General features: G+C 49.9%; 27 protein-coding genes, 1 tRNA gene, 2 rRNA genes and 1 other RNA gene. 8 read left to right on the plus strand and 23 right to left on the minus strand.

Translation table 11 applies throughout. From position 1 onward, the window contains the following. Nucleotides 1-11: 11 nt before the first annotated feature. Nucleotides 12-323 carry a hypothetical protein gene (locus GACE_RS08135; RefSeq protein WP_048092602.1) on the minus strand — a complete coding sequence of 104 codons (312 nt, stop codon included), beginning with the start codon at nt 321-323 and terminating at the stop codon, nt 12-14. A gap of 102 nt (nt 324-425) precedes the next feature. On the opposite strand from GACE_RS08135, the gene GACE_RS08140 reads away from it, so the two are divergent. Both GACE_RS08140 and GACE_RS11435 read left to right on the plus strand, forming a co-directional pair. Next, complete coding sequence (locus tag GACE_RS08140) at nt 426-734, plus strand: nucleotidyltransferase domain-containing protein (RefSeq protein WP_052400259.1); 309 nt, start codon at nt 426-428, stop codon at nt 732-734. A 9-nt stretch (nt 735-743) separates the two neighbouring features. Continuing rightward, entirely contained in the window at nt 744-1,004 is a 261-nt protein-coding gene (locus GACE_RS11435) for a HEPN domain-containing protein (protein WP_084063704.1), read from the plus strand. On the opposite strand, the gene rnpB is transcribed toward GACE_RS11435, so the two are convergent. The 3 genes from rnpB to GACE_RS08155 form a co-directional block, all read right to left on the minus strand. After that, nucleotides 993-1,241, minus strand: an RNA gene (rnpB, locus tag GACE_RS11320) — RNase P RNA component. The genes GACE_RS11435 and rnpB overlap by 12 nt on opposite strands. 41 nt (nt 1,242-1,282) lie before the next feature. Further along, nucleotides 1,283-1,642, minus strand: a complete 360-nt coding sequence (locus GACE_RS08150; RefSeq protein WP_048092604.1) for a MarR family transcriptional regulator — start codon at nt 1,640-1,642, stop codon at nt 1,283-1,285. A gap of 2 nt (nt 1,643-1,644) precedes the next feature. Then, on the minus strand, nt 1,645-1,869 hold the full coding sequence (locus tag GACE_RS08155; protein ID WP_048093805.1) for an LSM domain-containing protein: 225 nt from the start codon (nt 1,867-1,869) through the stop codon (nt 1,645-1,647). Nucleotides 1,870-1,977: 108 nt separating this feature from the next. On the opposite strand from GACE_RS08155, the gene GACE_RS08160 reads away from it, so the two are divergent. Next, nucleotides 1,978-2,904: an NAD-dependent epimerase/dehydratase family protein gene (locus tag GACE_RS08160; protein ID WP_048092606.1), complete on the plus strand. Its 927-nt coding sequence runs from the start codon at nt 1,978-1,980 to the stop codon at nt 2,902-2,904. Here the strand turns inward: GACE_RS08160 and GACE_RS08165 are convergent. The 18 genes from GACE_RS08165 to mobA form a co-directional block, all read right to left on the minus strand. Continuing rightward, nucleotides 2,875-3,513 (minus strand): heme exporter protein CcmB, encoded by a 639-nt coding sequence (locus GACE_RS08165; RefSeq protein WP_048092607.1) that lies wholly within the window; start codon nt 3,511-3,513, stop codon nt 2,875-2,877. The genes GACE_RS08160 and GACE_RS08165 overlap by 30 nt on opposite strands. After that, complete coding sequence (locus GACE_RS08170) at nt 3,510-4,169, minus strand: ABC transporter ATP-binding protein (RefSeq protein ID WP_048092609.1); 660 nt, start codon at nt 4,167-4,169, stop codon at nt 3,510-3,512. The genes GACE_RS08165 and GACE_RS08170 overlap by 4 nt, the downstream gene beginning before the upstream one ends. Further along, complete coding sequence (locus tag GACE_RS08175; RefSeq protein WP_048092611.1) at nt 4,162-5,322, minus strand: NAD(P)-binding protein; 1,161 nt, start codon at nt 5,320-5,322, stop codon at nt 4,162-4,164. Before GACE_RS08175 ends, GACE_RS08170 begins: the two co-directional genes overlap by 8 nt. Next, complete coding sequence (locus GACE_RS08180) at nt 5,319-5,489, minus strand: 4Fe-4S binding protein (protein ID WP_048092613.1); 171 nt, start codon at nt 5,487-5,489, stop codon at nt 5,319-5,321. Before GACE_RS08180 ends, GACE_RS08175 begins: the two co-directional genes overlap by 4 nt. Nucleotides 5,490-5,532: 43 nt before the next feature. Beyond that, nucleotides 5,533-6,618: a DNA topoisomerase IV subunit A gene (locus tag GACE_RS08185; protein ID WP_048092614.1), complete on the minus strand. Its 1,086-nt coding sequence runs from the start codon at nt 6,616-6,618 to the stop codon at nt 5,533-5,535. Next, nucleotides 6,593-8,380: a DNA topoisomerase VI subunit B gene (locus tag GACE_RS08190; protein WP_048092615.1), complete on the minus strand. Its 1,788-nt coding sequence runs from the start codon at nt 8,378-8,380 to the stop codon at nt 6,593-6,595. The genes GACE_RS08185 and GACE_RS08190 overlap by 26 nt, the downstream gene beginning before the upstream one ends. Nucleotide 8,381: 1 nt before the next feature. Continuing rightward, nucleotides 8,382-8,612, minus strand: coding sequence for an Lrp/AsnC ligand binding domain-containing protein (locus tag GACE_RS08195; protein WP_048092616.1), 231 nt, complete (start codon nt 8,610-8,612; stop codon nt 8,382-8,384). 122 nt (nt 8,613-8,734) lie between these two features. Next, a complete protein-coding gene (locus GACE_RS08200) occupies nt 8,735-9,127 on the minus strand; it encodes a restriction endonuclease (protein WP_048092618.1) in 393 nt (130 codons plus the stop codon). Next, nucleotides 9,105-10,133, minus strand: a complete 1,029-nt coding sequence (locus GACE_RS08205; protein ID WP_048092620.1) for a DUF1786 domain-containing protein — start codon at nt 10,131-10,133, stop codon at nt 9,105-9,107. Before GACE_RS08205 ends, GACE_RS08200 begins: the two co-directional genes overlap by 23 nt. Nucleotides 10,134-10,165: 32 nt before the next feature. After that, nucleotides 10,166-11,179: a radical SAM protein gene (locus GACE_RS08210; protein ID WP_048093807.1), complete on the minus strand. Its 1,014-nt coding sequence runs from the start codon at nt 11,177-11,179 to the stop codon at nt 10,166-10,168. 85 nt (nt 11,180-11,264) lie between these two features. Then, nucleotides 11,265-14,218: ribosomal RNA gene (locus GACE_RS08215) — 23S ribosomal RNA — on the minus strand. Between the two features lie 121 nt (nt 14,219-14,339). Next, nucleotides 14,340-14,412, minus strand: a tRNA-Ala gene (locus tag GACE_RS08220). A 49-nt stretch (nt 14,413-14,461) separates the two neighbouring features. Next, nucleotides 14,462-15,957, minus strand: a 16S ribosomal RNA gene (locus GACE_RS08225). Together the 16S and 23S rRNA genes with 1 tRNA gene alongside form the textbook arrangement of a ribosomal RNA operon. A gap of 483 nt (nt 15,958-16,440) precedes the next feature. After that, nucleotides 16,441-16,971: an adenylate kinase family protein gene (locus tag GACE_RS08230; protein WP_048092621.1), complete on the minus strand. Its 531-nt coding sequence runs from the start codon at nt 16,969-16,971 to the stop codon at nt 16,441-16,443. Then, nucleotides 16,959-18,005, minus strand: a complete 1,047-nt coding sequence (hisC, locus tag GACE_RS08235) for a histidinol-phosphate transaminase (RefSeq protein WP_048092623.1) — start codon at nt 18,003-18,005, stop codon at nt 16,959-16,961. Before hisC ends, GACE_RS08230 begins: the two co-directional genes overlap by 13 nt. Then, entirely contained in the window at nt 17,995-18,153 is a 159-nt protein-coding gene (locus tag GACE_RS11725) for a hypothetical protein (RefSeq protein ID WP_158413827.1), read from the minus strand. The genes hisC and GACE_RS11725 overlap by 11 nt, the downstream gene beginning before the upstream one ends. Before the next feature lies 1 nt (nt 18,154). Continuing rightward, nucleotides 18,155-19,039, minus strand: a complete 885-nt coding sequence (moaA, locus tag GACE_RS08240) for a GTP 3',8-cyclase MoaA (RefSeq protein ID WP_048092624.1) — start codon at nt 19,037-19,039, stop codon at nt 18,155-18,157. Continuing rightward, nucleotides 19,000-19,617 (minus strand): molybdenum cofactor guanylyltransferase, encoded by a 618-nt coding sequence (mobA, locus tag GACE_RS08245; RefSeq protein WP_048092626.1) that lies wholly within the window; start codon nt 19,615-19,617, stop codon nt 19,000-19,002. The genes moaA and mobA overlap by 40 nt, the downstream gene beginning before the upstream one ends. 47 nt (nt 19,618-19,664) lie before the next feature. Here mobA and mfnA point away from each other — a divergent pair, with 47 nt between their 5' ends. From mfnA to ribA, 5 genes are all read left to right on the plus strand, one after another. After that, on the plus strand, nt 19,665-20,783 hold the full coding sequence (mfnA, locus tag GACE_RS08250) for a tyrosine decarboxylase MfnA (RefSeq protein WP_048092628.1): 1,119 nt from the start codon (nt 19,665-19,667) through the stop codon (nt 20,781-20,783). A gap of 38 nt (nt 20,784-20,821) precedes the next feature. Further along, nucleotides 20,822-21,424: a flavodoxin family protein gene (locus GACE_RS08255; protein WP_048092630.1), complete on the plus strand. Its 603-nt coding sequence runs from the start codon at nt 20,822-20,824 to the stop codon at nt 21,422-21,424. Between the two features lie 15 nt (nt 21,425-21,439). Then, nucleotides 21,440-22,012: an archaeoflavoprotein AfpA gene (afpA, locus tag GACE_RS08260; protein ID WP_048092631.1), complete on the plus strand. Its 573-nt coding sequence runs from the start codon at nt 21,440-21,442 to the stop codon at nt 22,010-22,012. Between the two features lie 77 nt (nt 22,013-22,089). Continuing rightward, the gene (locus GACE_RS08265) at nt 22,090-22,284 is read left to right on the plus strand and encodes a hypothetical protein (RefSeq protein ID WP_048092633.1); all 195 of its coding nucleotides are present in this window, start codon (nt 22,090-22,092) and stop codon (nt 22,282-22,284) included. Nucleotides 22,285-22,327: 43 nt separating this feature from the next. Further along, nucleotides 22,328-23,440, plus strand: coding sequence for a GTP cyclohydrolase II (gene ribA / locus GACE_RS08270; protein WP_048093809.1), 1,113 nt, complete (start codon nt 22,328-22,330; stop codon nt 23,438-23,440). Nucleotides 23,441-23,512: 72 nt separating this feature from the next. Here ribA and speD read toward each other — a convergent pair whose 3' ends face one another. Further along, a complete protein-coding gene (speD, locus tag GACE_RS08275) occupies nt 23,513-23,908 on the minus strand; it encodes an adenosylmethionine decarboxylase (RefSeq protein ID WP_048093811.1) in 396 nt (131 codons plus the stop codon). Between the last annotated feature and the right edge of the window lie 56 nt (nt 23,909-23,964).

A 23,964-nucleotide genomic window follows, 5' to 3' on the forward strand; every position in this document is an offset into this window, starting at 1 on the left:
ACATGTTCGGTTTACTGCAGCTCAAGCACACCCTCCTTAACAGCAATTCTCTCAACCTCATCCCTCATCTCGTCGAGGGTATCCATCATCACCCTCCACTCCTCGAAGTCGAGGTTGAAAGACCCCATCTGTGCTCTGAGCTCCTTCAACCTGAGCTTTAGCCTCCTGAGAACATCCCTGTAGACATCCTCCTTCTCAGTTCCGTAGAAGATGTTCTCCAGCTTCCCAACCGCTGCTCTGAGCAGTCTTATTCTTTCCTCTACATCTGAGGAGAATTCAAAGCTTTCCAGAAGTACAATAAATCCTGATTTCAGGGATTCCATGAATTTATCTCAAGCGCAAAAATATAAAAATTTCCGCCTTTGGGCTAACAGAGCAATGTCTCGATAAAACAGTTTACAAAACATGGAGCCATAATTTTCAGCGTGAACAAAGAAAAGGCTCTTGATTCTTTCATGAGAAGGATTGAAAAGTTCAGAGACATAATCGTCAAGGTAGTCGTATTTGGCTCCTATGCCCGGGGAGAGGCTAAGGAAGACAGCGACATAGACGTCCTCATAGTGGTGAAAGACAGAGAAACTGAACAGGAAATTATCGGTATGGCCGTCGAAGTCCTACTCGAACATGGCGAGTACATATCCGTGAGGGTTTTAACCGAGAAAGAATTTGAACTGCTTAAGAACACGGGTTTTGTCAGGAACGTTATGAAGGATGGCATGGTAATTGCTGGATGAAGTCAATGAATTGATAAAAAAGCCGAGGAGAAACTCAGAGCAGCAGAATATCTCCTGAACGGGGGTTACTACTCAGATGCGATAAGCAGGGCGTATTATGCAATGTACTTCGCTGCGAAGGCTCTGCTCGCATTAAAAAAGATCTACCCAAAAACTCACAGAGGTCTGATCGCCAAATTTGGCCTCGAATACGTTAATATGAGTATTATTGATTCATACTACGCAAAGGCACTGGCATACGGTGAAGAAAAAGCGGGGGAGTGGCGGTAGTAAGCCCCCTTCTGTTTCAGGCAGCATCCGTCTCAGCGGCACACGCCTTGCACCGGCGGGGACGGCCGTTTCAACTCCCGCAGGTGACCTCGGCCTCCCGGCTTCCTCGCATAACCCTGCAGGAGTGTCGTTTCTGTTCCGTTGCCGTGCCTCTCGGCACGACGCCTTGCGGCGTCCCGCCTTCAAACGGTGGGGGGACTTTCCTCCCGCACAGCGGGAAGCTGCCCTCCGCCTCTCCCCCGGAGAAGTACCTGAACAAAAGAATATAAAAGAATTTTTCAACCGATCGTCGCCTTTCTCAAGAACCAGATTTCGATCTTGAGGCACTCTCTTGGATCGCAGTCAAAGACCCTGCAGCCAAAGCACGGTGGCAGCCCGGTGATGTCCTCGTATTTCTGCATTATTTCCATGAGGTTCAGCTCATCCTCCTCTTCCTCCTCTGCATCAGCAGGAACAATCTTGAAGGTCTTAACGCCGTCCACAACGATTTCCACTCTTCTGATCAGCCCTTCCTTCTCAAGCTTTCTGAGAATTCTTGAGCATTTGCTGCTGTCTATGTTGAGCTCTTTCCACAAATCTTTCTGCAAAACAGCCCCTTTTTCCTCAACGAGCTTCAAAATCTGGTCCCTGATTTCCATTTTCACTCCTCAAAAGGCTGTATGAGGATAACATTGTTGCCCCTGAGTACAATATCTCCAAGCATTCTAACTTTCTCATTTCCCCTATACTCCATCGCATTTGAGAGGTGGAGGTTCATGTAGTCATCCACACTCTCAAGCTTTCCAACGAGATTGTTCTCCTCGCCCTTCATTTCAACCCTAATCATTCTGCCAACCATAGACTTGACCATCTGGTTCGGAAGCACCCGTATCACCTCATCTGTCATTATTTTTCGTTTTTTTTGGATTTTCTAATTCCCAGCAGACCGTAAATTTATCAAAAATAGTATATATACCTTTCCTGAAGTTTGAACATGATTCTCGTAACCGGTGGGGCGGGCTTCATTGGCAGCCATGTTGTTGACAGGCTCATTTCTGAAGGTCATGACGTGAGGGTTATTGACAATCTCTCATCCGGAGATGAAAGTTTTCTTAACAGAGATGCCGAATTCATCAAAGGCGATCTCAGGAATTACCATGTGGCCGAAATGGCGTTAAAGGATGTTGAAGAGGTGTGGCATATTGCCGCCAATCCTGACGTCAGGGTTTCAAGTCAGAGGCCAGAAGAGATTTACGAAAACAACATCCTTGCAACCTACAACCTGCTTGAGGCCATGAGAAAGAGAGGCGTGGACAGAATCATATTCACCTCCACCTCAACCGTTTACGGAGAGGCGGAGAAAATACCAACTCCAGAAGACTACCCAACAGTTCCCATTTCCGTTTACGGTGCATCGAAGCTGGCCGGAGAGGCAATGATAGCATCCTACTGCCATACATTCGACATGAAGTCCTGGGTCTTCAGATTTGCAAACGTGATCGGCAGGAGGAGCAGGCACGGCGTGATCTACGATTTCATAATGAAGCTGAAGAGAAATCCCAAAGAACTCGAGATCCTGGGAAACGGCGAACAGAATAAATCATACATCTACATTGACGACTGCATTTCAGCAATGTTCCACGCCGTTAGAAATGCGGACGAGACTGTCAACATATTCAACATAGGCAGTGAGGACCAGATAAAGGTCAGGAGGATAGCGGAAATCGTGTGTGAGGAGATGGGACTGAATCCTGTTTTCAGATTCACCGGGGGAGAAAGGGGCTGGAAAGGAGATGTGCCGGTAATGCTTCTTGCCATAGAGAGACTGAAGAGTCTTGGATGGACACCAGAATACGGCAGCGAAGAGGCCGTAAGAAAGACCGTGCAGGATTTACTCAACGAGGGCGTAATCAACGGTTAAATACCCCACACCGATCATCGCCATCGTGAATGCAATAATTACTGAGAGAGGGGCAGAAATTCCCTCAACGTTACCGTTTACTGCCATGGTAAATGCCTGCACGGTAGACAGTACAACTGGAAAGAGAACGGGAAACAGCAAAACTGGCAGAAGAAGTTCTCTCGCCCTGGATTTTATTACGAGAAGGGATAGTGAGCTGCTGATGACCACAAATGCAAGATTTCCGAGCGTTATAGACACGACAGCAAGAAAGAGATTTTCAGGATAAATGCCGAAAACGGCAATGAATATGGGTATCAGAAGTGCCTGAATCATGAGCATCAACACACCATTGAAAACAATTTTGCCGAAGAGTATCGAGGTTGGTGGCAGGGGTGAGATCTTCAGCGCCTCAAGTGTTCCTGTTTCAACCTCCTTCAGAAAAGCTCTTGAGTAGCCGAGCATTCCGGCAAATATGAAGACGAGCCAGAGAATTGCAGGATCGGGATTTTCCATCGTAGCGCTGAAAAGCATGATCGAAAGCAGCGCAAAGAGAAACATGAAATTGATCGTGTTTTTCGTTCTGAACTCGATTTTCAGATCCTTAAATGCCACTTTCAGAAATTTCATAGCATCACTCTCCGGTAAGTCTCCTCAACGTCCTCGATTTCCCCATCATAGACGATTTCGCCATCTCTCAGCATTACAACCCTCTCGCAGAGTTCTTCAGCCTCGCCGAGATTATGGGTGGTGAAGAGTAAAGTGCTTTTGTAGTCTCTCACTGCCTCAAAAAGCCTTTCCCTGCCCTCAACATCAAGTCCGGTTGTTGGTTCATCCAGTATTAAAATATCCGGCTCGTTGAGCAGTGCCCTTGCAATCGAGAGCCTCTGCTTCATACCCCGCGAGTAGTTCCGGACGAGGTCGTGTCTCCTCCTCCACAAACCGAACTGTTCGAGAAGCTCTCTAATCCTGCCATCATCAACACCATAGATTCCGGCAAAAAACCGAAGATTCTCATAAGCGGTCAGATCATCGTAAAGGAATGTGTTGTGGCTGACAACACCCATTCTCGACTTGACAGACTCATCAATCCTCTCACTTCCGCAAACAACCACGCTACCCCTTGTAGGCCTGATCTGGCCAGTTATTATTCTGACGGTTGTGGTCTTCCCGCTTCCGTTGGGACCGAGCAAAGCAACCCTTTCGTTCTCCGATACCGAGAAACTCACCCCTTTAAGAACCTTTACCCTGCCAAAGCTTTTTTCAACATTTTTAAGCTCAATCATACAGTTCCTCCAGCAAGTTTTCAACGCCGAGAGCTATTCCATCCACCTCGATGTCCTTGCCCTTCGCACCGTCACCGACGACATACACGTTCTCAAATGGCGTTCTGCATCCCGTGTCCTTCCCCGCCATAACCCTGTTCACGGGCCAGTCTCCACGATAGCTCTGGACGGCAATGATCTCATACTCGTATCCTTTAAGAATTTCCCTGAGGTCCCTCAATCCTTCAGCAATCTCCTCAATTCTGCCATCCCTCAGGGGCTGATGTGCCTGAAGCATGTGCTTTTCTCCAAGATTATCGTCAGCATTGGTTACCTCATTCATGCCAGAGATCTTCCTTCCCGGAGTGAGCAAAACACCACTGTGCCCTATGAAGGGTTCCTTCAGGGCGATGGTGTATTTAACACCTCTGCTTTCAGGCGGGGTGCTGATTTCCTTTCCGGCAAGCTTCATGGTGAGCCTGTGGCCGATGTTGGAGATCAGAACGTCAAACTCCCTCTCATCCTTCCCGTAAATCTTAACCGACCCTTCCGGCCTGATAGCACTGATTTCACATCTAAGGTTGATTTTTCCACCGTTGGATTCGATGATTTCCACAAGCTCATCAATCACAGCCCTGCATCCGCCCACCGGTACCCCCGGACCCCTGTATTTCATCGTCTGCTCCACTATCGGCATGAGCTCGCTGAATCGCATCTGGTCAGGAAAAACACTCAGACTCCAGCCGAGGAACGCTTCAAGAGTTTTTGATGCTTTTTCTGATAACGATTTTGAGAATTCGTCCAGCTTTCTGTCTCTTCCGAGCTTCAGAAGCAATGTTTCAAGATTCAGCTTTAACCCGTCTGAAAAAGGGAAGCTTTTCCTTGTAACCTTCTCAAACTCCCCATCCCACAGAATTTCAGCTTCAGGATTTGAATTCACAATTTCAACATCTGCACCTGCCTTCCTGAGAAGTCTGGCCAGTGGCCCCCTGCTCCCGTGAGGTATCATGTGCAGCGCTCCCGTGCTTACCTCATAACCCCTGTATAGGATGGAGGTGAACCTTCCACCGGGAAACGGAAGTTTTTCGAAAATTTCGACTTCTTCTCCCTTCGAAGCCAGAATTGCTCCAGTTAGCAACCCCCCAAGCCCTGCACCGATTATCCCGACTCTCATTCAACCACCAGTGCCGAAAGCGGACAGTAATGTATGCATCTTCTGCAGAGGGTGCATTTCTCGTGATCTATCTCCGCCTTCCCCAGAACATCTATCGCATCAAACCTGCACGAAAGCATGCAGAAGGCACATCCGACACATCTTTCCGTAACAATTACTCTCTCCACAACAGTAAATGAAAGGCCGGAATTAAAAAATTTCTTTCCAAGATTATGCCTTCAGAACCCCAAGCTCTGTGAGTCTTTCCGGCAGATACACATCCGTCACGTAATCGAGACCGTATTTTGCGAGAGCCTGCTGTTCTGATTTCTTTTTAAGATCGAGCTGAAGCTTGACCTCAGTTTTCCAGAAGTCAGTATCAAACCTCGGATCAGTCAGTATGGCGTTCAGTGCCTTTATGTCCTGCTCGGTTAGCTTGTCAGATGGAAGCTTGTACTTCACGATATCGGTTGGCCTTATCCCCACGAACATTGCCGAAGGGGTGGCGAGATACTCACTCAGATGTGCAGATTTTATGCTCCCGTAGGCAACACTGGCGTAAATCCTGTAACTCCAGGGATCACCATCTGTAAAAACCACGACCGGAAGATTTAGTTCGGTGTTAAGCCTTTTAAGCAGTCTTCTGGTGCTTCTTGCTGGCTGTCCCTTGAGGTGGACTATTATTGCATCAAATTTCTCGTCAAAGCCATTCTCAACAAGCCTGTCTCTCATACCACCTGTTTCTATGGCTATGACGAATTTTGCATCGTGATCAACGAATTCAAGCTTATCCACATTAACAGGAATCTGGTATCCTCCCTCACCAACGTCCTCCTGACAGTGAATTTCTCTCACACCCCTCCTCGTCTCTTCCCTGATTCTCACCGGGCCTATGACTGTTGCACCATCCTCTTCAGGCCTTATGTGGAAATGCTCTCTCTGAAAAGCCGTTAGAATTTCGAGGTCTTCAATCAGTCTGTCGCTGTCAGACTGGTCGTCAAACTTCGCCAGGCCCCAGTTCTCTGAAATGTAGTAAAGCTCTCTGAGTGTGGAGGACTTGTTGATTCTCAGCTGATCCTTGATGAAACCCATAACATAAGCCATCCTCAGCATCATGTATGCTCCTTTGAGTGTTTTAGCAGTCCTTGTAGAGGTTCGGTCTCCGTAAACCCACACCTCACTCTCTTCATTGAATTCTATGTTGTACTTCGTCCTCGTGGAGATCTTTATCTCAGGAATTTCTCCATTCTTGAGCTGGTTGTATATAGACTCAGCTATGGAGAGCAGAGACTCAAGTGCTTTCTTCTCCATATTCATAGTTCACAACCTCTGCACCGGCTACAAGTTCCTTCTCAATCCCCTCAACCAGGGGCCTGCTGTTCACGTGTCTCCCACTGAATTCATACTCTATTCTTTCAGTCTCCCCGGGATTTATTTCAACGTCCCACTTTGCAGTTCTGTTACCATTTATCCCTCCGTCACACATCTCATAAATCCTCAACCTTTTTCTGGAATTTGAAAAATTGGATATCTCAACCACAGCTTTATTTCCGTTCACAGCCCTTGAAACGTACACCTTGCCCATAATCCTGGCAATGACCTTTTCGGGATCCACCATCTCTTTTTCCACAACCTCGCTTATCTTTTCTGCAAGCAAAGGCAGAATTCTCATCAGCTCCTCTTCTTTCTTCTTCTTTTTCTGTATCGAAACTTTTCTGTCCAGGTATTCCTTCAGCTTCCTTCCGCACTCCTGAAGGGCAAGCTTTGCCTCGTCTATAATCTCAGGCACAGTGGCAACAGCTTCCTTCGATTCAGACACATAAGGAACGTTTGTCGAAGCGACGTGAACAAGAATCACCATGGGAGCTACCGGAAGCTCGCTTTTAGACTGCTGAAGGCCGTAATTCTTCCAGTTCACACTCACAATCGCCTGGGTTAAGGCACATCCGCTTTGCTGGTAAAGCAGGGGGATCTTGTTTGCAAATCTCAGCACAGACACTTTGTCCTCCTTCAGACTGCCTCCATAAGCTATTCCTGCCTCAACGAGGAAAGGATGGCCGGAATGAACCTTCGGCTTTCTCGTTACGGCATACACAAATTCGGGAGAGTACTCCTGCATGAGACTTTTCATTATGAGCTGGCTTCCGATCGGAGAGAGGCAGTCTATGGGGGGCGGAAGGAGATCAGTCTCCCTGAAAGCATTCACCAGCCTTTCGGCATCTTCTCTCGTGAGCTGAGATGGCGTAAGATCTGGACTCAGGCCCGCTTTCTGGAGAATTTCTTCGCTTATCTTGTCGCCAACCCTGACAAACTCGCTTTTCAGGAAGTTTTTGAGGTCCCTTGCCTTTGTGGTTTTCAGCATTGCCATCAGCGTACCAATCTCAATGCCGTGAGGGTGGGGTTTGATTTCCTTTGGTGGCTCAGGTGGCACATCGCTGACCCTATCAAATTCGAAAACCTCACCATCTGGAGAGATGAAGGTTATCTTGGCATGGGGGTTCACGACGGACGTTTCCTTGAGGTATTCCAGAACGCTCTGCTTCCTCTCCCTCACGTAACTGCCCCTGACTTCGAGCTCAATTCTCGTTCCGTGCGGGCTGTACCACTCAACGTCCTCTTCTCTCAGAATTTCGGGTTCGTTCTTTTTCGTGTCAATCATAATTTCAAATCTGTACGCCTTTCCACCCTCTACCTTGGACGTTACAACAGCAGGTTTTCCAGTAGTAATCTGGGCGTACAGCACAGCCGAAGAGATTCCAATTCCCTGCTGTCCTCTGCTCTGCTTGATTGCATGAAATCTCGAACCGTAGAGAAGTTTCCCAAAAACCCTCGGAACGTGTTCTCTGTCGATTCCAGGACCATTGTCCTCAACAACTATCCTGAACGTGTTTTCCGAGACTTTCGTAATCTTAACAAGAATGTCGGGGAGAATTCCTGCCTCTTCACAGGCATCGAGACTGTTGTCCACCGCTTCCCTCACACACGTTATCAGGGCTTTGGATGGATTGGAGTAACCGAGAATGTGTTTATTCTTCTCAAAGAATTCTGCAATGCTTATTTCCTTATGTTCCGAGCTCATATCATATTTCTGCGCCTATTACCGTGCTCGTTTTTATAACACCCTCTATCTCCCTTATGGTATCGACGGTTTTGTTCAGCTCTGAAAGGCTTGATGCCTCGATAATCACAACGAAATCGAACTCTCCAAACACGTGATAAACATCCCTGACATTTTTCATTGCTTTGAGTTCAGAATAGACCGGTTTTTCCTTGCCGGGCGAGACGCTGACCATTGTAACTCCGATTACCATGTTTTCTTCTTTAACTGGAAAATATATAACGTTTTTCCTCAAAAAAGAGCCTTGAGCCAGGATTCATGCCTGCAGACCTGCCGGGGACATGAGCAGAAAGAAAAGATATACCAGAGCCCAAATCAATCATCAAGTCCAAATTCCCCCAGATATGCATGCACGTTGATCAAAAAATCGTTGAGCTTCTCAAATGGAACGATTACAGAATGGTGAAAATAGACCAGATCGTCAATGAGAGGAACAACCACGGGAACCACCCTCCTTCCAAGAATTCTTTCAAGCCTTTTGCATCTAATCGCATGTTTTTCGGCTTCCCTTTTAATTGCAGAAAGCCTGTACCACTTTTCAGTATATCTCTTCGCATCTATCCCGAGAACAAGATCAAATCGCTCTGCAACAACATCAATCTCCGCTCTGCCAGATTCATCTCTAAAAACATACCTGAACCTCGTCTCGAACCCGTGTTCCTCGAGTATGTTCCTGACGATTTCCTCAAATTCCTGCCAGGAATTCATGGTTCTTCAGCAGATTGACCATGCCGAGGTTTCCAACGACCATGACATCTCCTGCAGGATTTGCCTCTCTGAAATCTGCGATGTGGGCATTGGGGCCTGTTTTTACGAAATCCTTCACATCCACTACTGCATCAATCCACGCCCCATGCCCTCCCTGTTCATACACGGTCTCGTTATCCAGCTCTCCACGAATAAATTTCCCGGCAAGCTCTTCAACATCCATATTCCTCACAATGGACGTGTGATGCTCCATGAGGGAGTAGATTCTGCCATCTCTGTCAACCACCGCAAAAACCGTGTGTCCATTGCCAAAATTCATCACCAGTGCCGGGAATTCCACAGCATCAAGCATTGCCCCCCCTATCGCCGCAAACACAGTATCGATGACATACACCTCAGATTCTCCACCAAGAAAGTCCAATATTGCGGTAACGGCTGACTTCATCCTGTTGTAATGCTCAGGGACTTCATCGGCAGGATAAAGGAAACTCTCCAAGTATGGGGAATTGTTCAATACCTTCTCGAACACCCTGAACCTGAATTTTCTGTTGCTCTCAGTAGGAGAAAAGCCGTGATCCTGCACAGCAACAACAAATTTATCGGGCATGCCAATGCCAAATGACTCCAGCATTGACGAATATGCAGCCATGTCAACATCAGTCATAAACACTTCACGGGCGTTCTCAACCTTCTCATCCACAATACGAATTCCAAGCTCCTCAACCCTCTGAAGGTTATCGTTTATCGTGAGAGCAGGCTTCTCAAAAGCATAAACGCTAACTCTCTCCAGCGCATCCCTGACTGCCCTTGAACTCGGACCTCCTCCCATCGTGTAGCCCGTGAGCAATATATCCTCTCCTTCAGCAGCCAGTTTGCGTACCCTTTCCGCCACAATTATCGTTGGGGAAGGCATTACAGCCTTGGGACAGTTTCGAACATTCTCTCCCTCAATATACAGCAAGAAGTCCTGAGTCCCCGTACCAACATCCAGCGTGAAAACCTTCACATCATCTCAGAAATTCGCATGAGATATAAAGCTTAACCAGTTTTGATTCCAAAGTCCTGAAGCTTCCTCTGAGATGGGTCGAATGCTACCGCGCGCCTGATGCTGAAGCCCAGCTTCTTCAGTTCAAGCAAACTGCGCCCCTCTTCTACAAGCCTGGAGGTTTTTAATCCTAAACCCGGAACCTCCAAGGGTCTCAGCTTTTCCCCTTTCTCAAGCTTTCTGAGTGCAAGAAGTATTTTTGGATCCTCATTCGTGAGATTACCGTCAACCATGACTTCTTCCAGCTCTTTAACATCAAAGCCATACAGTCTGATGAGCGCATCAGCCCTGTAAAGCTTCACGACCCTGACCCTTCTCTCACCCCTCATGTCCTCAAGGGGCGTCCCTTTGAGTGGTGTAAAGCGGGAATAGTACACCCTCTTAACTCCCTTCCCGTAAAGCTTCTCCGCCACCTTAAGAATCTGCACGTCTTTTTCTCCGAGTCCCGCAATCATCTGCGTGGTAAAACTCCTACCAGCTCTCCTCGCCATTTTTAGAGCAATTCTGAGAGTTCTTGAAAAATCGGACCTTGACTTTGTGGAACACAGCTCGGTTAGAAGCGAGTATGATGGGCTTTCCAGATTAACACTGATCCTGTCGGCAAGCATTACCGCCTGTTTTATCTGATCTCTGCTGCAACCCGGTATGATTTTGAGGTGAAGATAGCCGTCAAAATTTCTTCTTATTATCTCCGCGCTTTCGATGATTTCATCCATCGACCTTTCAGGGTCTTTTATAGAGTTTGAGATAAAAGCGCCATTCACAAGCCTCTTTTCCATTAGAAGTTCAAAAGCCCTGGTTATTTCTCCAGGTGTGGCTCTGTAACCCCTATTCCAGGCATTATTGCAGTAACGACAATCGTACGAACATGAAGAGCTTATCAGCGTCTTGAAAAGGTTCAGTCCTGCCGAACGATAGATCGCTCTAAAAGGATCAAACACACACCTTTCATGACATACGTCGAAACGGGAAAGCTGAATCAGCCTTCTAAGCTTAGATAGTTCCACAAAAAAGAACATGCGATGAAGTCAATAAAAGAATTTCTCAGACCGTGTACAGGTCTGTTCCCAGCATATACCTGAGACCGGCAAGGCAACCCGGCACGGGCTTTAGTGACCGCGGGCTGAACGGCTCGCCCGAAGGCTCGCCGCTTACACCCCGGCCCTATCAAACGGGTCTTTTACCCGCGCCCTTAAGGGCGGCTCTTTTCGGGGGCGGTTTCAGGCTTAGATGCTTTCAGCCTTTAACCGCATGGCGCGTAGCTGCCCGGCAGTGCCCTGCCGGACAACCGGTCGACCAGAGGCGCCGGAGGCTCGTTCCTCTCGTACTAGAGCCTCCTTCCCCTCAGCCGCCCAGACACCCCCGTTAGATAGCAACCGACCTGTCTCACGACGGTCTAAACCCAGCTCACGATCCCCTTTAATAGGCGAACAACCTCACCCTTGGCCGCTGCTGCACGGCCAGGATGGGGAGAGCCGACATCGAGGTAGCAAGCCCCCGGGTCGATATGTACTCTCGCCGGGGACAACTCTGTTATCCCTGGGGTAGCTTTTCTGTCGTCACCCGGCCTCATCAAAAGGCCAGGGTGGTTCGCTAGGCCCGCCTTTCGGCTCGTGACTCCTTATTGTGCGGAGTCACGTCAGGCCGGCTTTTGCCCTTGCACTCTACGGCGGAGTTCTGACCCGCCTGAGCCGACCTTTGGGCTCCCCCGATACCTTTTCGGGGGAGTGGCGCCCCACCCAAACTGCCCACCTACCGATGTCCCCGCATTGCGGGTTAGCCCCACAGCTAAGGATGGGCGGTGTCTCATCGACGGCTCCATCCCCCCCGGAGAGGGGACTTCGAAGCCTCCCGCCTACCCTGCGCATCCCCAGCTGTGAGGCAACGGCAGGCTGCAGTAAAGCTCCACAGGGTCTTCGCTTCCCAACGGGGGTCCCCAGACTCTGCACTGGGATGTCGGGTTCGCCGGCTTCCGGCCGGGGACAGTGGGGGGGTCGTTAATCCGTTCATGCAAGCCGCCAATTAAGCGGCAAGGTATTACGCTACCTTAAGAGGGTCATAGTTACCCCCGCCGTTTACGGGCCCTTCGCCCGGTTGAACCCGGGTTTCAGGTACCCGCACTGGGCAGGACTCAGGGGCTGTACTAACCCTTTCGGGGTTGCAGCCCCCTGTGTTTTTAGTAAACAGTCGCCCCCCCCTAGGCACTGCGACCTGCGGTCTCCTAAACCGCAGGCACCCCTTCTAGCGAACATACAGGGCTAATTTGCCGAATTCCCTCGGCCGGAATGTTCCGTCACGCCTTGGCTTGCTCAGCCAGGGCACCTGTGTCGGTTCTCGGTACGGTCCTCCCGTCCCCCTTTTCACGGGCCCCAGGAGTCAGCCGACTTACGCCATCACGCCTTCACCCCCTTCTCTCCATTACGGAACTCCGGGGGCTTCGACGCTTGGACGGGCTGGCAACTCCCGCTCGGCCTATCCCGAGGCGTCGGGGCCTTACGGCAACCGCAGAGCGGTCGGACGGGGGGTGCGGGAATGTTAACCCGCTTCCCTTTTCGGCGGCTCCGAGTTACGGACCACCTTAGGACCGACTAACCCACGGCTGACGAACATTGCCGTGGAACCCTTGCCCTTCCGGCGGCCGGGATTCTCACCCGGCTACGCTGCTACTACCGCCAGGATTCTCGTTACCGACGGCTCCACCCGAGCTTACGCCTCAGGCTTCTACGCCATCGGTACGCCCCCCTACCGGATCACCTTTCGGTGCCCCGGGGTATCGGCGGCCGGCTTGAGCCCCGTCCATTTTCGGTGCCCCGAGTCTCGGCGGGTGAGCTGTTACGCACTCCTTAGAGGGTGGCTGCTTCTAAGCCTACCTCCCCGCTGTCTTCGACCCGGGACCTCCTTTATCGTTTACACTTAGCCGGCACTTGGGGGCCTTAACCCCGGTCTGGGTTGTCTCCCTCGCGGACATGGAGCTTAACCCCATGCCCGGACTCCGCCCATCTACGGCGGTAGTGGATTCGGAGTTTGACAGGGGGGCGAGGGTGTCACCCCCCGACTCCCCCAATCAGTGCTCTACCCCACTACCAGCCTCCGGACGGGTCATACTGCGGTATGTTTCGGGGGGAACCAGCTATCCCCGGGCTCGATTGGACTTTCACCCCTAGACGGGGGTCAGAGGAGCGATTTGAACATCAACACCCCTGCGGGCCTCCACGGCTCTTTCGAGCCGCTTCACCCTGCCCCCGCCTAGATCGCCCGGCTTCGGGTCGTACGGCAGAGACTACAGGCGAGCACACCCCGCCCCTCGCAGAAGCTGCGGGCTGTCGGTTTCCCTTCGGCTCCGGGCTTCAAGCCCTTAGCCTCGCCTCTGCCGTACACTCCCTGGCCCGTTCTTCAACACGTACGCGGCAACTCCGGTGTCCCGGTTCGTACTTACGCCTCGCGGCGCTTTCCTTCACCGGGCTTACCCTTTCGAGCCACCGCTCACTATCCCCGGCCAGTTTCAGGCTCTTTTCACTCCCCTTTTCGGGGTTCTTTTCAGCTTTCGGTCACCCTACTATTGCGCTATCGGACTCGGGACGTATTTAGCCTTGGGGGTTGATGACCCCCTGCTTCCCGCGAGAATTCCAACCCGCGGTACTCAGGGAACCCCACCTTGTAACCTGAGAGCTTACGCCTACGGGGCTATCACCCTCTACGGCGCCGCGTTCCAGCGGACTTCGGCTTCACCCCCAGGCATTAGGCAGGGCCCTACTACACCACATTCACCCTCCCTTACGGAAGGGTGTTCGGTTTGGGCTGTGCCGCTTTCGGTCGCCCCTACTAACGGCATCGCGTTTGCTTTCTTTTCCTGCGGGTACTCAGATGCTTCCTTTCCCCGCGTTCCCGCTCCCTGACGGGAGCGTCCCCGAAGGGACAGGATATCCCATTCGGGGATCCCGGGTTCTACGGCTCCCTGCGCCTCCCCCGGGCTTTTCGCAGCTTGGCACGCCCTTCGTCGGCGCCCGAGCCCAGCCATCCACTGACCGGGATATTTGCCGGAAGAGCCTCACCGGTCCCAGTAAGTACCTGGGAACAGACCTGTACACGGCCTCACCGCCCCCATGGGGCTAAGCCCTTCCCCGGCGACTTTTCCATCGCCGGGTGCACCTGAAATACAAGAATTAATGGACTCGTCGGGATTTGAACCCGAGGCCTCCGCCTCGCAAAGGCGGCGCTCTCCCAGCTGAGCTACGAGCCCATGGACCTGTCAGCATTTAGGCTCCGGTGGGAGAAAGGCCCGCTACGTTAGGAGGTGATCCAGCCGCAGATTCCCCTACGGCTACCTTGTTACGACTTAGCCCCCCTCGCGGACCCTGGGTTCGAGAGTGCCCAAAGAGCACCCCCTCACCCCTGACCCACTCGGGTGGCTTGACGGGCGGTGTGTGCAAGGAGCAGGGACGTATTCACCGCGCCATTTTGAGGCGCGATTACTACGGATTCCAGGTTCACGAGGGCGAGTTGCAGCCCTCGATCCCAGGTTAGACCGGGTTTAGGGGATTACCTACCCCTTTCGGGGTCGGTACCCATTGTCCCGGCCATTGTAGCCCGCGTGTAGCCCGGGGGATTCGGGGCATACGGACCTGCCGTTGCCCGCACCTTCCTCCGGCTTAGCGCCGGCAGTCCCCCCAGTGTGCCCGGCATCCCCGAAGGGATCCGCTGGCAACTGAGGGCGCGGGTCTCGCTCGTTGCCTGACTTAACAGGATGCTTCACAGTACGAACTGACGGCGGCCATGCACCACCTCTCAGCTAGTCTGGTAGGGTCTTCAGCCCGACCTTCATCCAGCTGTCTCCCCCGGTAAGCTTCCCGGCGTTGAATCCAATTAAACCGCAGGCTCCACCCGTTGTAGTGCTCCCCCGCCAATTCCTTTAAGTTTCAGCCTTGCGGCCGTACTTCCCAGGCGGCGGGCTTAACGGCTTCCCTCCGGCACCGGATAAGCTCGTGGCTTACCCGACACCTAGCCCGCATCGTTTACAGCCTGGACTACCCGGGTATCTAATCCGGTTCGCTCCCCAGGCCTTCGTCCCTCACCGTCGGAGCCGTTCCAGCCGGGCGCCTTCGCCACAGGTGGTCCTCCCGGGATTACAGGATTTCACCCCTACCCCGGGAATACCCCCGGCCTCTCCCGGTCCCTAGACTGGCAGTATCCCCCGGCATTCTGACGGTTAAGCCGCCAGATTTCCCGGAGGACTTACCAGTCCGGCTACGGACGCTTTAGGCCCAATAATAGTGGCCGCCACTCGGGCCGCCGGTATTACCGCGGCGGCTGCCACCGGCCTTGCCCGGCCCTTGCTGTGGGGAGCTTTTTAGGCTCCCCGACAGCCGATGCGAGGCATCGGCACTCCGGCTAACCCCGTCGCGGTTTCCCGCATTGCGGAGGTTTCGCGACTGCTGCGCCCCGTAGGGCCTGGACCCGTGTCTCAGGGTCCATCTCCGGGCTCCCACTCTCATGGCCCGTACGGATCTTCGGCTTGGCGGGCCGTTACCCCGCCAACTACCTAATCCGCCGCAGACCCATCCTCGGGCTGCCCGAAGGCACTTTCGGTGATAGGGCATTCCAGCACCTATCACCTATGGGGGTTTAGCCCCAGTTTCCCGGGGTTATCCCCCTCCCGAGGGCAGGTTGTCCACGTGTTACTGAGCCGTCCGCCGGTGCCTGCATCCCCGAAGGGATACAAGCCCCCTGACTCGCATGTCTTAGCCTCAGCCGGATAGCAGCGGCCTCTGGCAGGATCAACCAGAATTGGCGGGGAAAAGGGTGAATACGTCCCTTCTCCCACCGGATCTGCCTTGCTGACAGGCCCATCTCAGACGTGTCTCACCGGACACGTCCTCCTTAGCTATACCGCGGGTGGGAACACCGCCCCTCATTACAGGCATTACGCCCTTTCGGGGCCCTTGCCGGTCCCGCGGTTTTGGTAATATGTTATTGAGACTTTATGATTTATAAGCTTTATCGTGCATCTCAACCCCCCTTGCGGGGATTTTTCTGCTGATGCTTGGTTATATAAACCTTGCCCTTGATCTCAGGGGCCTTCAACCTCGGAAAGCCCCCGCACGTGTAATTCCGCTAAGTACAGGGTGGAAATATAAAGCTTTTGGCTGAAACCCAAGTGAAAAATAATTAAGGATGTTAAGAAAAGAGATTTCTGCAGGGATACTGCCAGATGCTGAATAGTTCAAGTTCTGGAGAAATAATCAAAACTGAATTTAGGGATGTCAGTAAGCTAAAGCCTCTTCCTGATAAATCCGTCAATTTCCCCTCCGATTTCGGATATCCAGTCCACGTTACCGGGGGGAGATGCAGCCTGCCTTAGATATATGCTTTCTACAATTCCGGCAACTTCGTGAGGAGTCTTTCCTGTTGTATCAATTTCGTGCACTTCCGCACACATTTCGAGAGATTCAACAAGGATGTAGTCCACTATTTCCGCTTCAAGGTTCTCCAGAATCTTGTCCTCATCCCAGTTCTTGCTCTTCATCCTTTCTAAAAGCTCGGCCGGGTGACACCTCAGGACAGCACATCTGTCAGCAACATGGTGGCTGAGATGTCCCTCCACAAAATCGCATTCCCATTCGTCCGGATCGAATCTCTCGGCAAGACAGTCGAGGTCGACCACGAGTTCATCTCCTTCTCTGGATATGCAGCCATAATATTCAGCCACCTCATTCAGATGAATGACTCTGTAACCTTTTTTCCTGAGTATCTCCGAAACCGTGGTTTTTCCAACTCCAGGAGTGCCGGTTATTGCGAACATAGTACTTCCCTCAGCGCATCAACGAAGATTCTGTTCTGCTCCTCGGTCCCAACACTCACCCTGACCGCATTTTCGCCAGCGCCATCGAAATTCCTTAGAGATCTTACAATCACGCCCCTCCTTTCAAGCCTCTCTGCAAGATCACGGGAGGAAATATCAGTCTCGAAAAAGATGAAGTTGGCATCAGATTTCACAGGCCTTGCGATTTTTTTAAGCTCGGAATAAAGCCATCCTCTGCCATAAATGATTTTTCTCACCGTTTCCTTCATCCACTCGGTGTCCTCCAGTGCCGCAAGTGCGGCAGATATTGCAATGGATGAAAGAGAGAAAGGTGGATTGACCTTCATGAATGCCTTTCTCAACGACGGGTGCATAATCCCGTAGCCAACTCTGAGGTTCGCCAGCCCAAACGCCTTTGAAAACGTTCTACCTATGATCACGTTCTCATATTCTGCAAGTTTCAGCATATCCCTTTCCGCAAACTCAGCATAGGCCTCATCAATAAACACGTATCCTCTTACAGACTCTATCACCTCCCGGACAAAGTCAAAATCTTCAGAGTTGCCTGTGGGATTGTTTGGCGTACAGATGATTGTAAGTTTCGCTCCTTTCACATATTCTGCCATTCTGTAATTCGCATCCCTTTTCAGCCTGATCTCATCCGCTCTGTAAATTCTGGCGAGAATGGAGTAATACGGAAAGGTTGGAGGAGCATAGCAAACACCATCTCCAGGATCAATGAGCATCTTGAAAACCGATTCAAGGACTCCGTCCATTCCGGCTGAGAGTGCAATCATTTCTGGCTCATATCCGATGTATTCAGAAATTCTCTCCCTGAGTTCCTCAGGATCGGAAGGGGGATAGACGTTGAGGCGATATGGATTCTTCAGAATCTCCGCCACCAGTGGGGAAAAGCCGTAAGGATTCTCGTTGGATGCAAGCTTGATGATTCTCTTCAACCCGTATTTTTTCTTTATCTCTTCGATGCTCTTTCCGGGAACATATTCCGGTATCCTGTCTATGTCACTCCTCATCTTCTCTGCTTATTTTTATTTCAATCTCAGACCATTTCTCCGGCACACCCTTCAGGGTTGACACGAGGGCAACGATGACCTTCAGAAAGACATCCTTCACGTAGCGGTTTACAGGAATCTCCTTTCCATCTATTTTTATCTCGACCAAATCAATCACCCCTGTAATAAGGCTCTCTCAACAGTATCGCATCTCTTATAACGTTTAATAATCTTTCTCCGCTTAAGCCACGAACGTCAACAAGATTGTCGTTTCTCATAAGACATGGTTTTATTTTTCCATCAGCTGTAACCCTTATTCTGTTGCAGGAATGGCAGAACTCCGAATTATCAACAGGCTTTACAAGTTCAACGGCAAAGTCATCGAATATGTACTGCCTTCTTTTCTGCATGCCCCTGACCCTGATTTCCCTCGCACTTCTTTCAAATCGCTCTTTAAGCCGGAACACGTCAAAATACCCCTCCCCATTATAGTTAAGATTGACAAGTTCTATAAATTGCAGAATAAGTTTTCCTCTGAACCTTCTGGCGAATTCGATCATTCCATCAATTTCATCAAGATTCAGTCCAGCAATTAGGACCATGTTGAGCTTTACGGGAGTCAAACCGGCTTTAATTGCTTCTTCTATCCCCTCAATGACCCTTTCAATCTTCCCGCCTCTCGTCATTGCCCGGTATTTTTTCGCATCAAGGGTGTCAAGACTCACGTTAACTCTGTCCAGTCCAGCACGTTTCAAATCATCGACATACCTGCTCAAAAGCTGTCCGTTGGTTGTCATCGAGATTTCATCAAATTTTGGAAGCTTTTCTACGACCTCTACGATATCCTTCCTCACAAGGGGTTCTCCCCCTGTGATCTTGACCTTCCTGATACCCAGTTCTTTGAAAGCTTCGGCAATTTCGGCTATCTCGTCTGGAGAAAGCTCATCTCCACTATGATAACCTTCCCTGTGACAGTAAAAACAGTTCAGGTTGCACCTCGAAGTTACAGAAATCCTCAGATTCGTGATCTTTCTTCCAAATCTGTCGACAAGCATAGTTTTTCAGCTCGCTCCACGTCTTCACGGGTATTTACATTAAAGAAAGATATCAGATTTTTATCAATTTTTCGTAAACATTCAATATCATAAAGAGCAACGTTATTGCTCCGGAATACGGGAGCAAGTATCTTTCTCTCGTTTTTTTCGAAGCTTCTCTCGATTTCGTGAATAATATTCGGAGAGTATACAGCCAGCAAAGGCTCAAGTCTTCCATCATTCCAGACCGGCAGCAGCACATCTGCATCACATTTTTCAGCCTCAGCATACAGCTTTTCCAAAACTTTTGCCTTAACAAAGGGCATATCGCAGGCAACAACTACTGTCCTGCGCCTGAAGTGTTTTAAAGCTGAATGTATCCCTGCAAGGGGGCCAAAATTCCTCACGGAATCCACAACACAGCAGTGGCCTTCAAAAAGCCGCTTTTGGCCTTCATCTCTGCAGACAATAACTGTTTCAAATTCGGCAAATTCCTCTGTGAGCCTTTCAATAATCTTTTTTCCACAAATTCTTATCTGAGACTTTTCAGCACCGCCAAGCCTCCTCCCCTTCCCCCCGACGAGAATTGCGACGTTCACATCAGAAATGGATTAGTTATTTAAATAGTTGTTCCCAAACGCCAGACATGGATGTGATTGAAGAACTCAAAGCTGTCAGAGGCAGAGATATCCCCTACTCGAGAGTTCTCAGCTCAATGTGCACTGTCCCGCATCCTGTTGCGGCTGAAGCTCACAGTTTATTTATTGAAACAAACCTTGGAGACCCGGGCATTTTCGTCGGAACCATGGAGCTTGAAAAAAAGGTCATCTCAATGCTGGGCAGACTGCTGGGCAACGAAAATGCTGCCGGGTACATATCATCCGGAGGGACTGAAGCAAATATTCAGGGAATCAGGGCTGCAAGAAACCTGAAAAAAGTGGAGAAACCAAACATAGTCATTCCAAAATCTGCCCACTTTTCATTCGAAAAAATAGGCGACATCCTCGGAGTAGAGATAAGAAGAGCAAAGCTGGACGAAAACTATTGCGTGGATGTATCGGAAGTTGAAAAACTTGTGAACGATAACACCGTGGCGCTCGTGGGCATAGCCGGAACAACAGAGCTTGGACAGGTGGACGATATCAAAGAGCTGGGAAGAATTGCAGAAGAACAGGACGTTTTTCTGCACATCGATGCAGCTTTTGGTGGACTTGTTCTACCATTTCTTGACGAGAGAATCCCGTTTGATTTCGAAGTAAGGGCTGTGAGCTCGATAACCGTCGATCCCCACAAAATGGGCATGGCCACGATCCCCGCGGGAGGGATACTTTTCAGAGACGAGAACTTCCTCAAAGCCCTCGAAGTTGAAACACCCTACCTGACAACGAGGTTTCAGTACACCCTAACCGGAACGCGACCCGGAACAGGTGTCGCCTCAACCTATGCGGTGCTAAAGCATCTTGGATACGATGGGATGAAAAGGATCGTGAGGGAGTGTCTCAGAAACACCAGAGCGCTCGTGGAGGAGATGAAAACCCTTGGGTTTGAGCCTGTGGTGGAGCCTGTGATGAACGTGGTTTCATTCCACGCACGTGATGCCGGCAGGCTGAAGGATGAACTATACAGGAGAAGATGGGTGATATCAACCATCCGGGAACCTGAAGCCATCAGGATGGTCATAATGCCACACGTAAATGAGGAAATGATAAAGGAATTCATTTCAGATTTCAGGCAGATGCTCATCCAGCTCGGATATCAAAGTTAATCCAAAGATTTAACTAAGAAGCAGGGAAAGGTAAGGTAATGATACTGGGAATATGTGGAAGTCCCAGGAAGAAAGCAACGCATTTCGTTCTTGAAAGAGCCTTGGAAATGCTCGAAGAAATGGGATACGAAACGGAATTTTTCACCGTGAGAGGCAAGAAAATAAATTTCTGCACTCACTGCGATTACTGTCTCAAGCACAAAAAGTGCGTGTTCAGCGACGATGTTTCCGAACTTTACGAGCTGATTGAAAAAGCAGACGGCCTCATTCTCGCCACCCCCACATATAACAGCGGCGTCTCAGCACAGCTCAAGGCGATCATGGACAGGACGAGGGCTATTCTGGCAAAGGACCCAAACATCCTCAGAGGAAAGGTGGGCATGGGCATTGCGGTCGGTGGCGACAGAATGGGGGGGCAGGAGATTGCCCTTCTTCAGATCCACGCATTCTTTATTCTGAACGGAGTTATTCCCGCTGGGGGAGGTGCTTACGGGGCAAATCTGGGGGCAACGTTCTGGAGCAAAGATACGCTTGAGGGAGTCATGGAGGATGAAGAGGGTTTCCGAAGCCTGAAAAAAACAATTAAAAAATTCGCAAAATTTATTGCCGAATACAGAACCGGAAAGGTTAAAAGTGCCTGAAATGTAATTATTTTTATGGATAAAAAGCTCAGAATTGCCTGGGGAATCACGGGAGCAGGGGATAGAATCAAAGAGACATTTGACGTTATGAAGAATATAAAAAGGAACCACCCCGTCGAAATAAAGGTATTTGCCTCCAAGGCAGGTGAGCAGGTTTTAAAATGGTATAAAATGGTGGACGATGTTAAAAACTCTTTTGACGGTTACAGGGTGGAAGTAAACGCCAATTCTCCATTTCTCGCAGGTTCGATTCAAACGGGGAAGTATTCCTGTCTGGTGATAGCTCCCGCAACCGCAAACACAATTGCAAAGATATCGATGGGTATTGCCGACACTCTGCTGTGCAATTCTGCCCTCATGGCTCTAAAGGCGTATGTACCCGTCATAGTAATGCCCTCCGATTACGAGGAAGGAGAGGTCATCACAGACCTTCCAGATGGCAAAAAACTCAGACTGAGAATCAGAAAAGAGGACGTGGACCACGTTGAAAAGCTTAAAATGATAGATGGCATACTGGTCGTAACCGAACCTGAGGAAATCGAGAGAAAAATAGCAGAAATACTGAAATCGAGATTGAATGAAGAATGAACTCTGGCAGCAGAATGCTCTAAACCAGCAGTATGGATTCCGAGGAATATAAATACCACCTGCGCTAACCTGTTATTATGAGTTTGAGAATTCTCGTTTGTCCGGTGTGCAACTCCACGGACGTGGAGCTTGACACAGGCGGGGTTTCTGGAAAGTACTACTGCAAGAACTGCGGGTACATTGGCAGCTATGTAATGGAAATGACTGAAGGGGAATATGAAGAGATGCACAAAATGGAGGAAATGAAAAAGGAACATGATGAAAGTAAATGAGAAACTTCTCAAAAATTATATACCCAGAGTGTCCCCGCTGAGCATGGACTGCAACGGCACAGTAATTCATGATGGAAAAAAGGCAATTGTGAGTTTTCCTGCCGAATTGGTGGATACACAATCCATAAATCTCCTGATGAAGAACTGTGACAGGATTATTCTCGCAATGCCCTGGAAGAATATCGTTTATCTCGGGCTTAACAGGTACAGATTCTATGACGGGAGGTACATACCTGTGGATTACAGAGACAACGGAGAGGCGGGGAAAAAAGCCGAATTCATCAGAAAACTTGCAGAAGGTAAAATAAAGCAGGATGAAATAATATATCCCGGAAATATTTTCGTTGAAGAGGTTAAGGAAAACGGAGTTCTCGAAAGACCCTTTTTTGGCGAAGCCAGTATTGACGTTTCAAGGCTGAATAATCTGAAGCTAACAGCGGTCTACGGGTACCTCATGAACGAGGATGGAAGCTATGCAGACCCGGACTTTGCAAGAGACTTTGCCGACGAGAAAGGTTTCGAGTTTACATCAATACAGGAGATAATCGATAAAAGATTGAAGGGGGAAAAGCTCGTCAGACGGGTTGTTGAGGCAACACTTCCAACCAAATTTTACGGCACGTTCAGAGCGGTGGGGTACGAGACGCCCCTCGGAGAAATCGTGGCCCTCGTGAGAGGAAGCAACCTAAGAGAGGTTCCTGTCAGAATTCATTCTGAATGTCTCACCGGCGACATTTTCCACTCCCTGAGATGCGATTGCGGAGAACAGCTTGAAAAGGCACTGAAAAAAATTGATGTCGAAAACAGAGGTGTTCTTATATACATGAGGGGTCATGAGGGCAGAGGAATTGGCCTGCTCAACAAGCTCATGGCATACAGGCTTCAGGAAGATGGCAAGGATACGGTCGAGGCAAACCTGGAGCTTGGATTCCCATCAGACATGAGAAGTTACGGCATAGCGGCGCAGATCTTGCTTGACCTCGGAGTGAAAAAAGTGAGACTCATGACAAACAATCCGGAAAAAATTGAGGAACTCAAGGCCTACGGATTTGAGGTCGTGAGAGAGCCGATAGAGATTGAGCCGCACGAAGAAAACTACGTTTACCTGAAAACCAAGAAGGAAAAGATGGGGCACATGATCTGCATAAATGATTGATTGTATTTGCAATACCCGTACCCACCACCATTATTTCAGCCATCCGGGTGCCTTGGGAAAGATAAACAAGCTTCAGAACTCCTCCTCCCACGTGAGAATCGTATGAGTGTAGGTGCCTTCTTCCTCCCTGATACCCCTCCTGACCTCGGAAACGTGGGCATGCTTTGCCCCTATCCTTTCGAGAATGAAGTCCACAGCCTCCTCAGGATTGGAGTCGCCACATGTGTAGACGTCTATGGCTGCATACCCAAGCTCAGGCCAGGTATGAATCGAGATGTGAGATTCGGCAATTATAACTGCCCCTGACACCCCGGCAGGCATGAACTTGAAAAAATGAGATGCCTTCACAGTCATTTTTGCGTGCTTTGCAGCATCCTTGAAAATCCTCTCTATCTTCTTTGGATCCGAGAGAACGTCCGGATTGCACCCTGAAGCCTCCACTATAATGTGTGTCCCCTCTGTTCCCACGACGGGAGTCATCGCCTTGAGTTTCTCGTCTGGATTTTAAAATCTATTCCTCTCCT

The organism is Geoglobus acetivorans (assembly GCF_000789255.1).
GTDB lineage: Archaea > Halobacteriota > Archaeoglobi > Archaeoglobales > Archaeoglobaceae > Geoglobus > Geoglobus acetivorans_B.

Coding starts and splice junctions, on each gene's coding strand:
- GACE_RS08135 (WP_048092602.1), bottom strand. CDS start 323: ATGGAATCCCTGAAATCAGGATTTATTGTACTTCTGGAAAGCTTTGAA.
- GACE_RS08150 (WP_048092604.1), bottom strand. CDS start 1,642: ATGGAAATCAGGGACCAGATTTTGAAGCTCGTTGAGGAAAAAGGGGCT.
- GACE_RS08160 (WP_048092606.1), top strand. CDS start 1,978: ATGATTCTCGTAACCGGTGGGGCGGGCTTCATTGGCAGCCATGTTGTT.
- GACE_RS08165 (WP_048092607.1), bottom strand. CDS start 3,513: ATGAAATTTCTGAAAGTGGCATTTAAGGATCTGAAAATCGAGTTCAGA.
- GACE_RS08170 (WP_048092609.1), bottom strand. CDS start 4,169: ATGATTGAGCTTAAAAATGTTGAAAAAAGCTTTGGCAGGGTAAAGGTT.
- GACE_RS08175 (WP_048092611.1), bottom strand. CDS start 5,322: ATGAGAGTCGGGATAATCGGTGCAGGGCTTGGGGGGTTGCTAACTGGA.
- GACE_RS08185 (WP_048092614.1), bottom strand. CDS start 6,618: ATGAATATGGAGAAGAAAGCACTTGAGTCTCTGCTCTCCATAGCTGAG.
- GACE_RS08190 (WP_048092615.1), bottom strand. CDS start 8,380: ATGAGCTCGGAACATAAGGAAATAAGCATTGCAGAATTCTTTGAGAAG.
- GACE_RS08195 (WP_048092616.1), bottom strand. CDS start 8,612: ATGGTAATCGGAGTTACAATGGTCAGCGTCTCGCCCGGCAAGGAAAAA.
- GACE_RS08200 (WP_048092618.1), bottom strand. CDS start 9,127: ATGAATTCCTGGCAGGAATTTGAGGAAATCGTCAGGAACATACTCGAG.
- GACE_RS08230 (WP_048092621.1), bottom strand. CDS start 16,971: ATGTTCGCAATAACCGGCACTCCTGGAGTTGGAAAAACCACGGTTTCG.
- hisC (WP_048092623.1), bottom strand. CDS start 18,005: ATGAGGAGTGACATAGACAGGATACCGGAATATGTTCCCGGAAAGAGC.
- moaA (WP_048092624.1), bottom strand. CDS start 19,039: ATGCTTGTCGACAGATTTGGAAGAAAGATCACGAATCTGAGGATTTCT.
- mfnA (WP_048092628.1), top strand. CDS start 19,665: ATGGATGTGATTGAAGAACTCAAAGCTGTCAGAGGCAGAGATATCCCC.
- GACE_RS08255 (WP_048092630.1), top strand. CDS start 20,822: ATGATACTGGGAATATGTGGAAGTCCCAGGAAGAAAGCAACGCATTTC.
- afpA (WP_048092631.1), top strand. CDS start 21,440: ATGGATAAAAAGCTCAGAATTGCCTGGGGAATCACGGGAGCAGGGGAT.
- GACE_RS08265 (WP_048092633.1), top strand. CDS start 22,090: ATGAGTTTGAGAATTCTCGTTTGTCCGGTGTGCAACTCCACGGACGTG.
- ribA (WP_048093809.1), top strand. CDS start 22,328: ATGGACTGCAACGGCACAGTAATTCATGATGGAAAAAAGGCAATTGTG.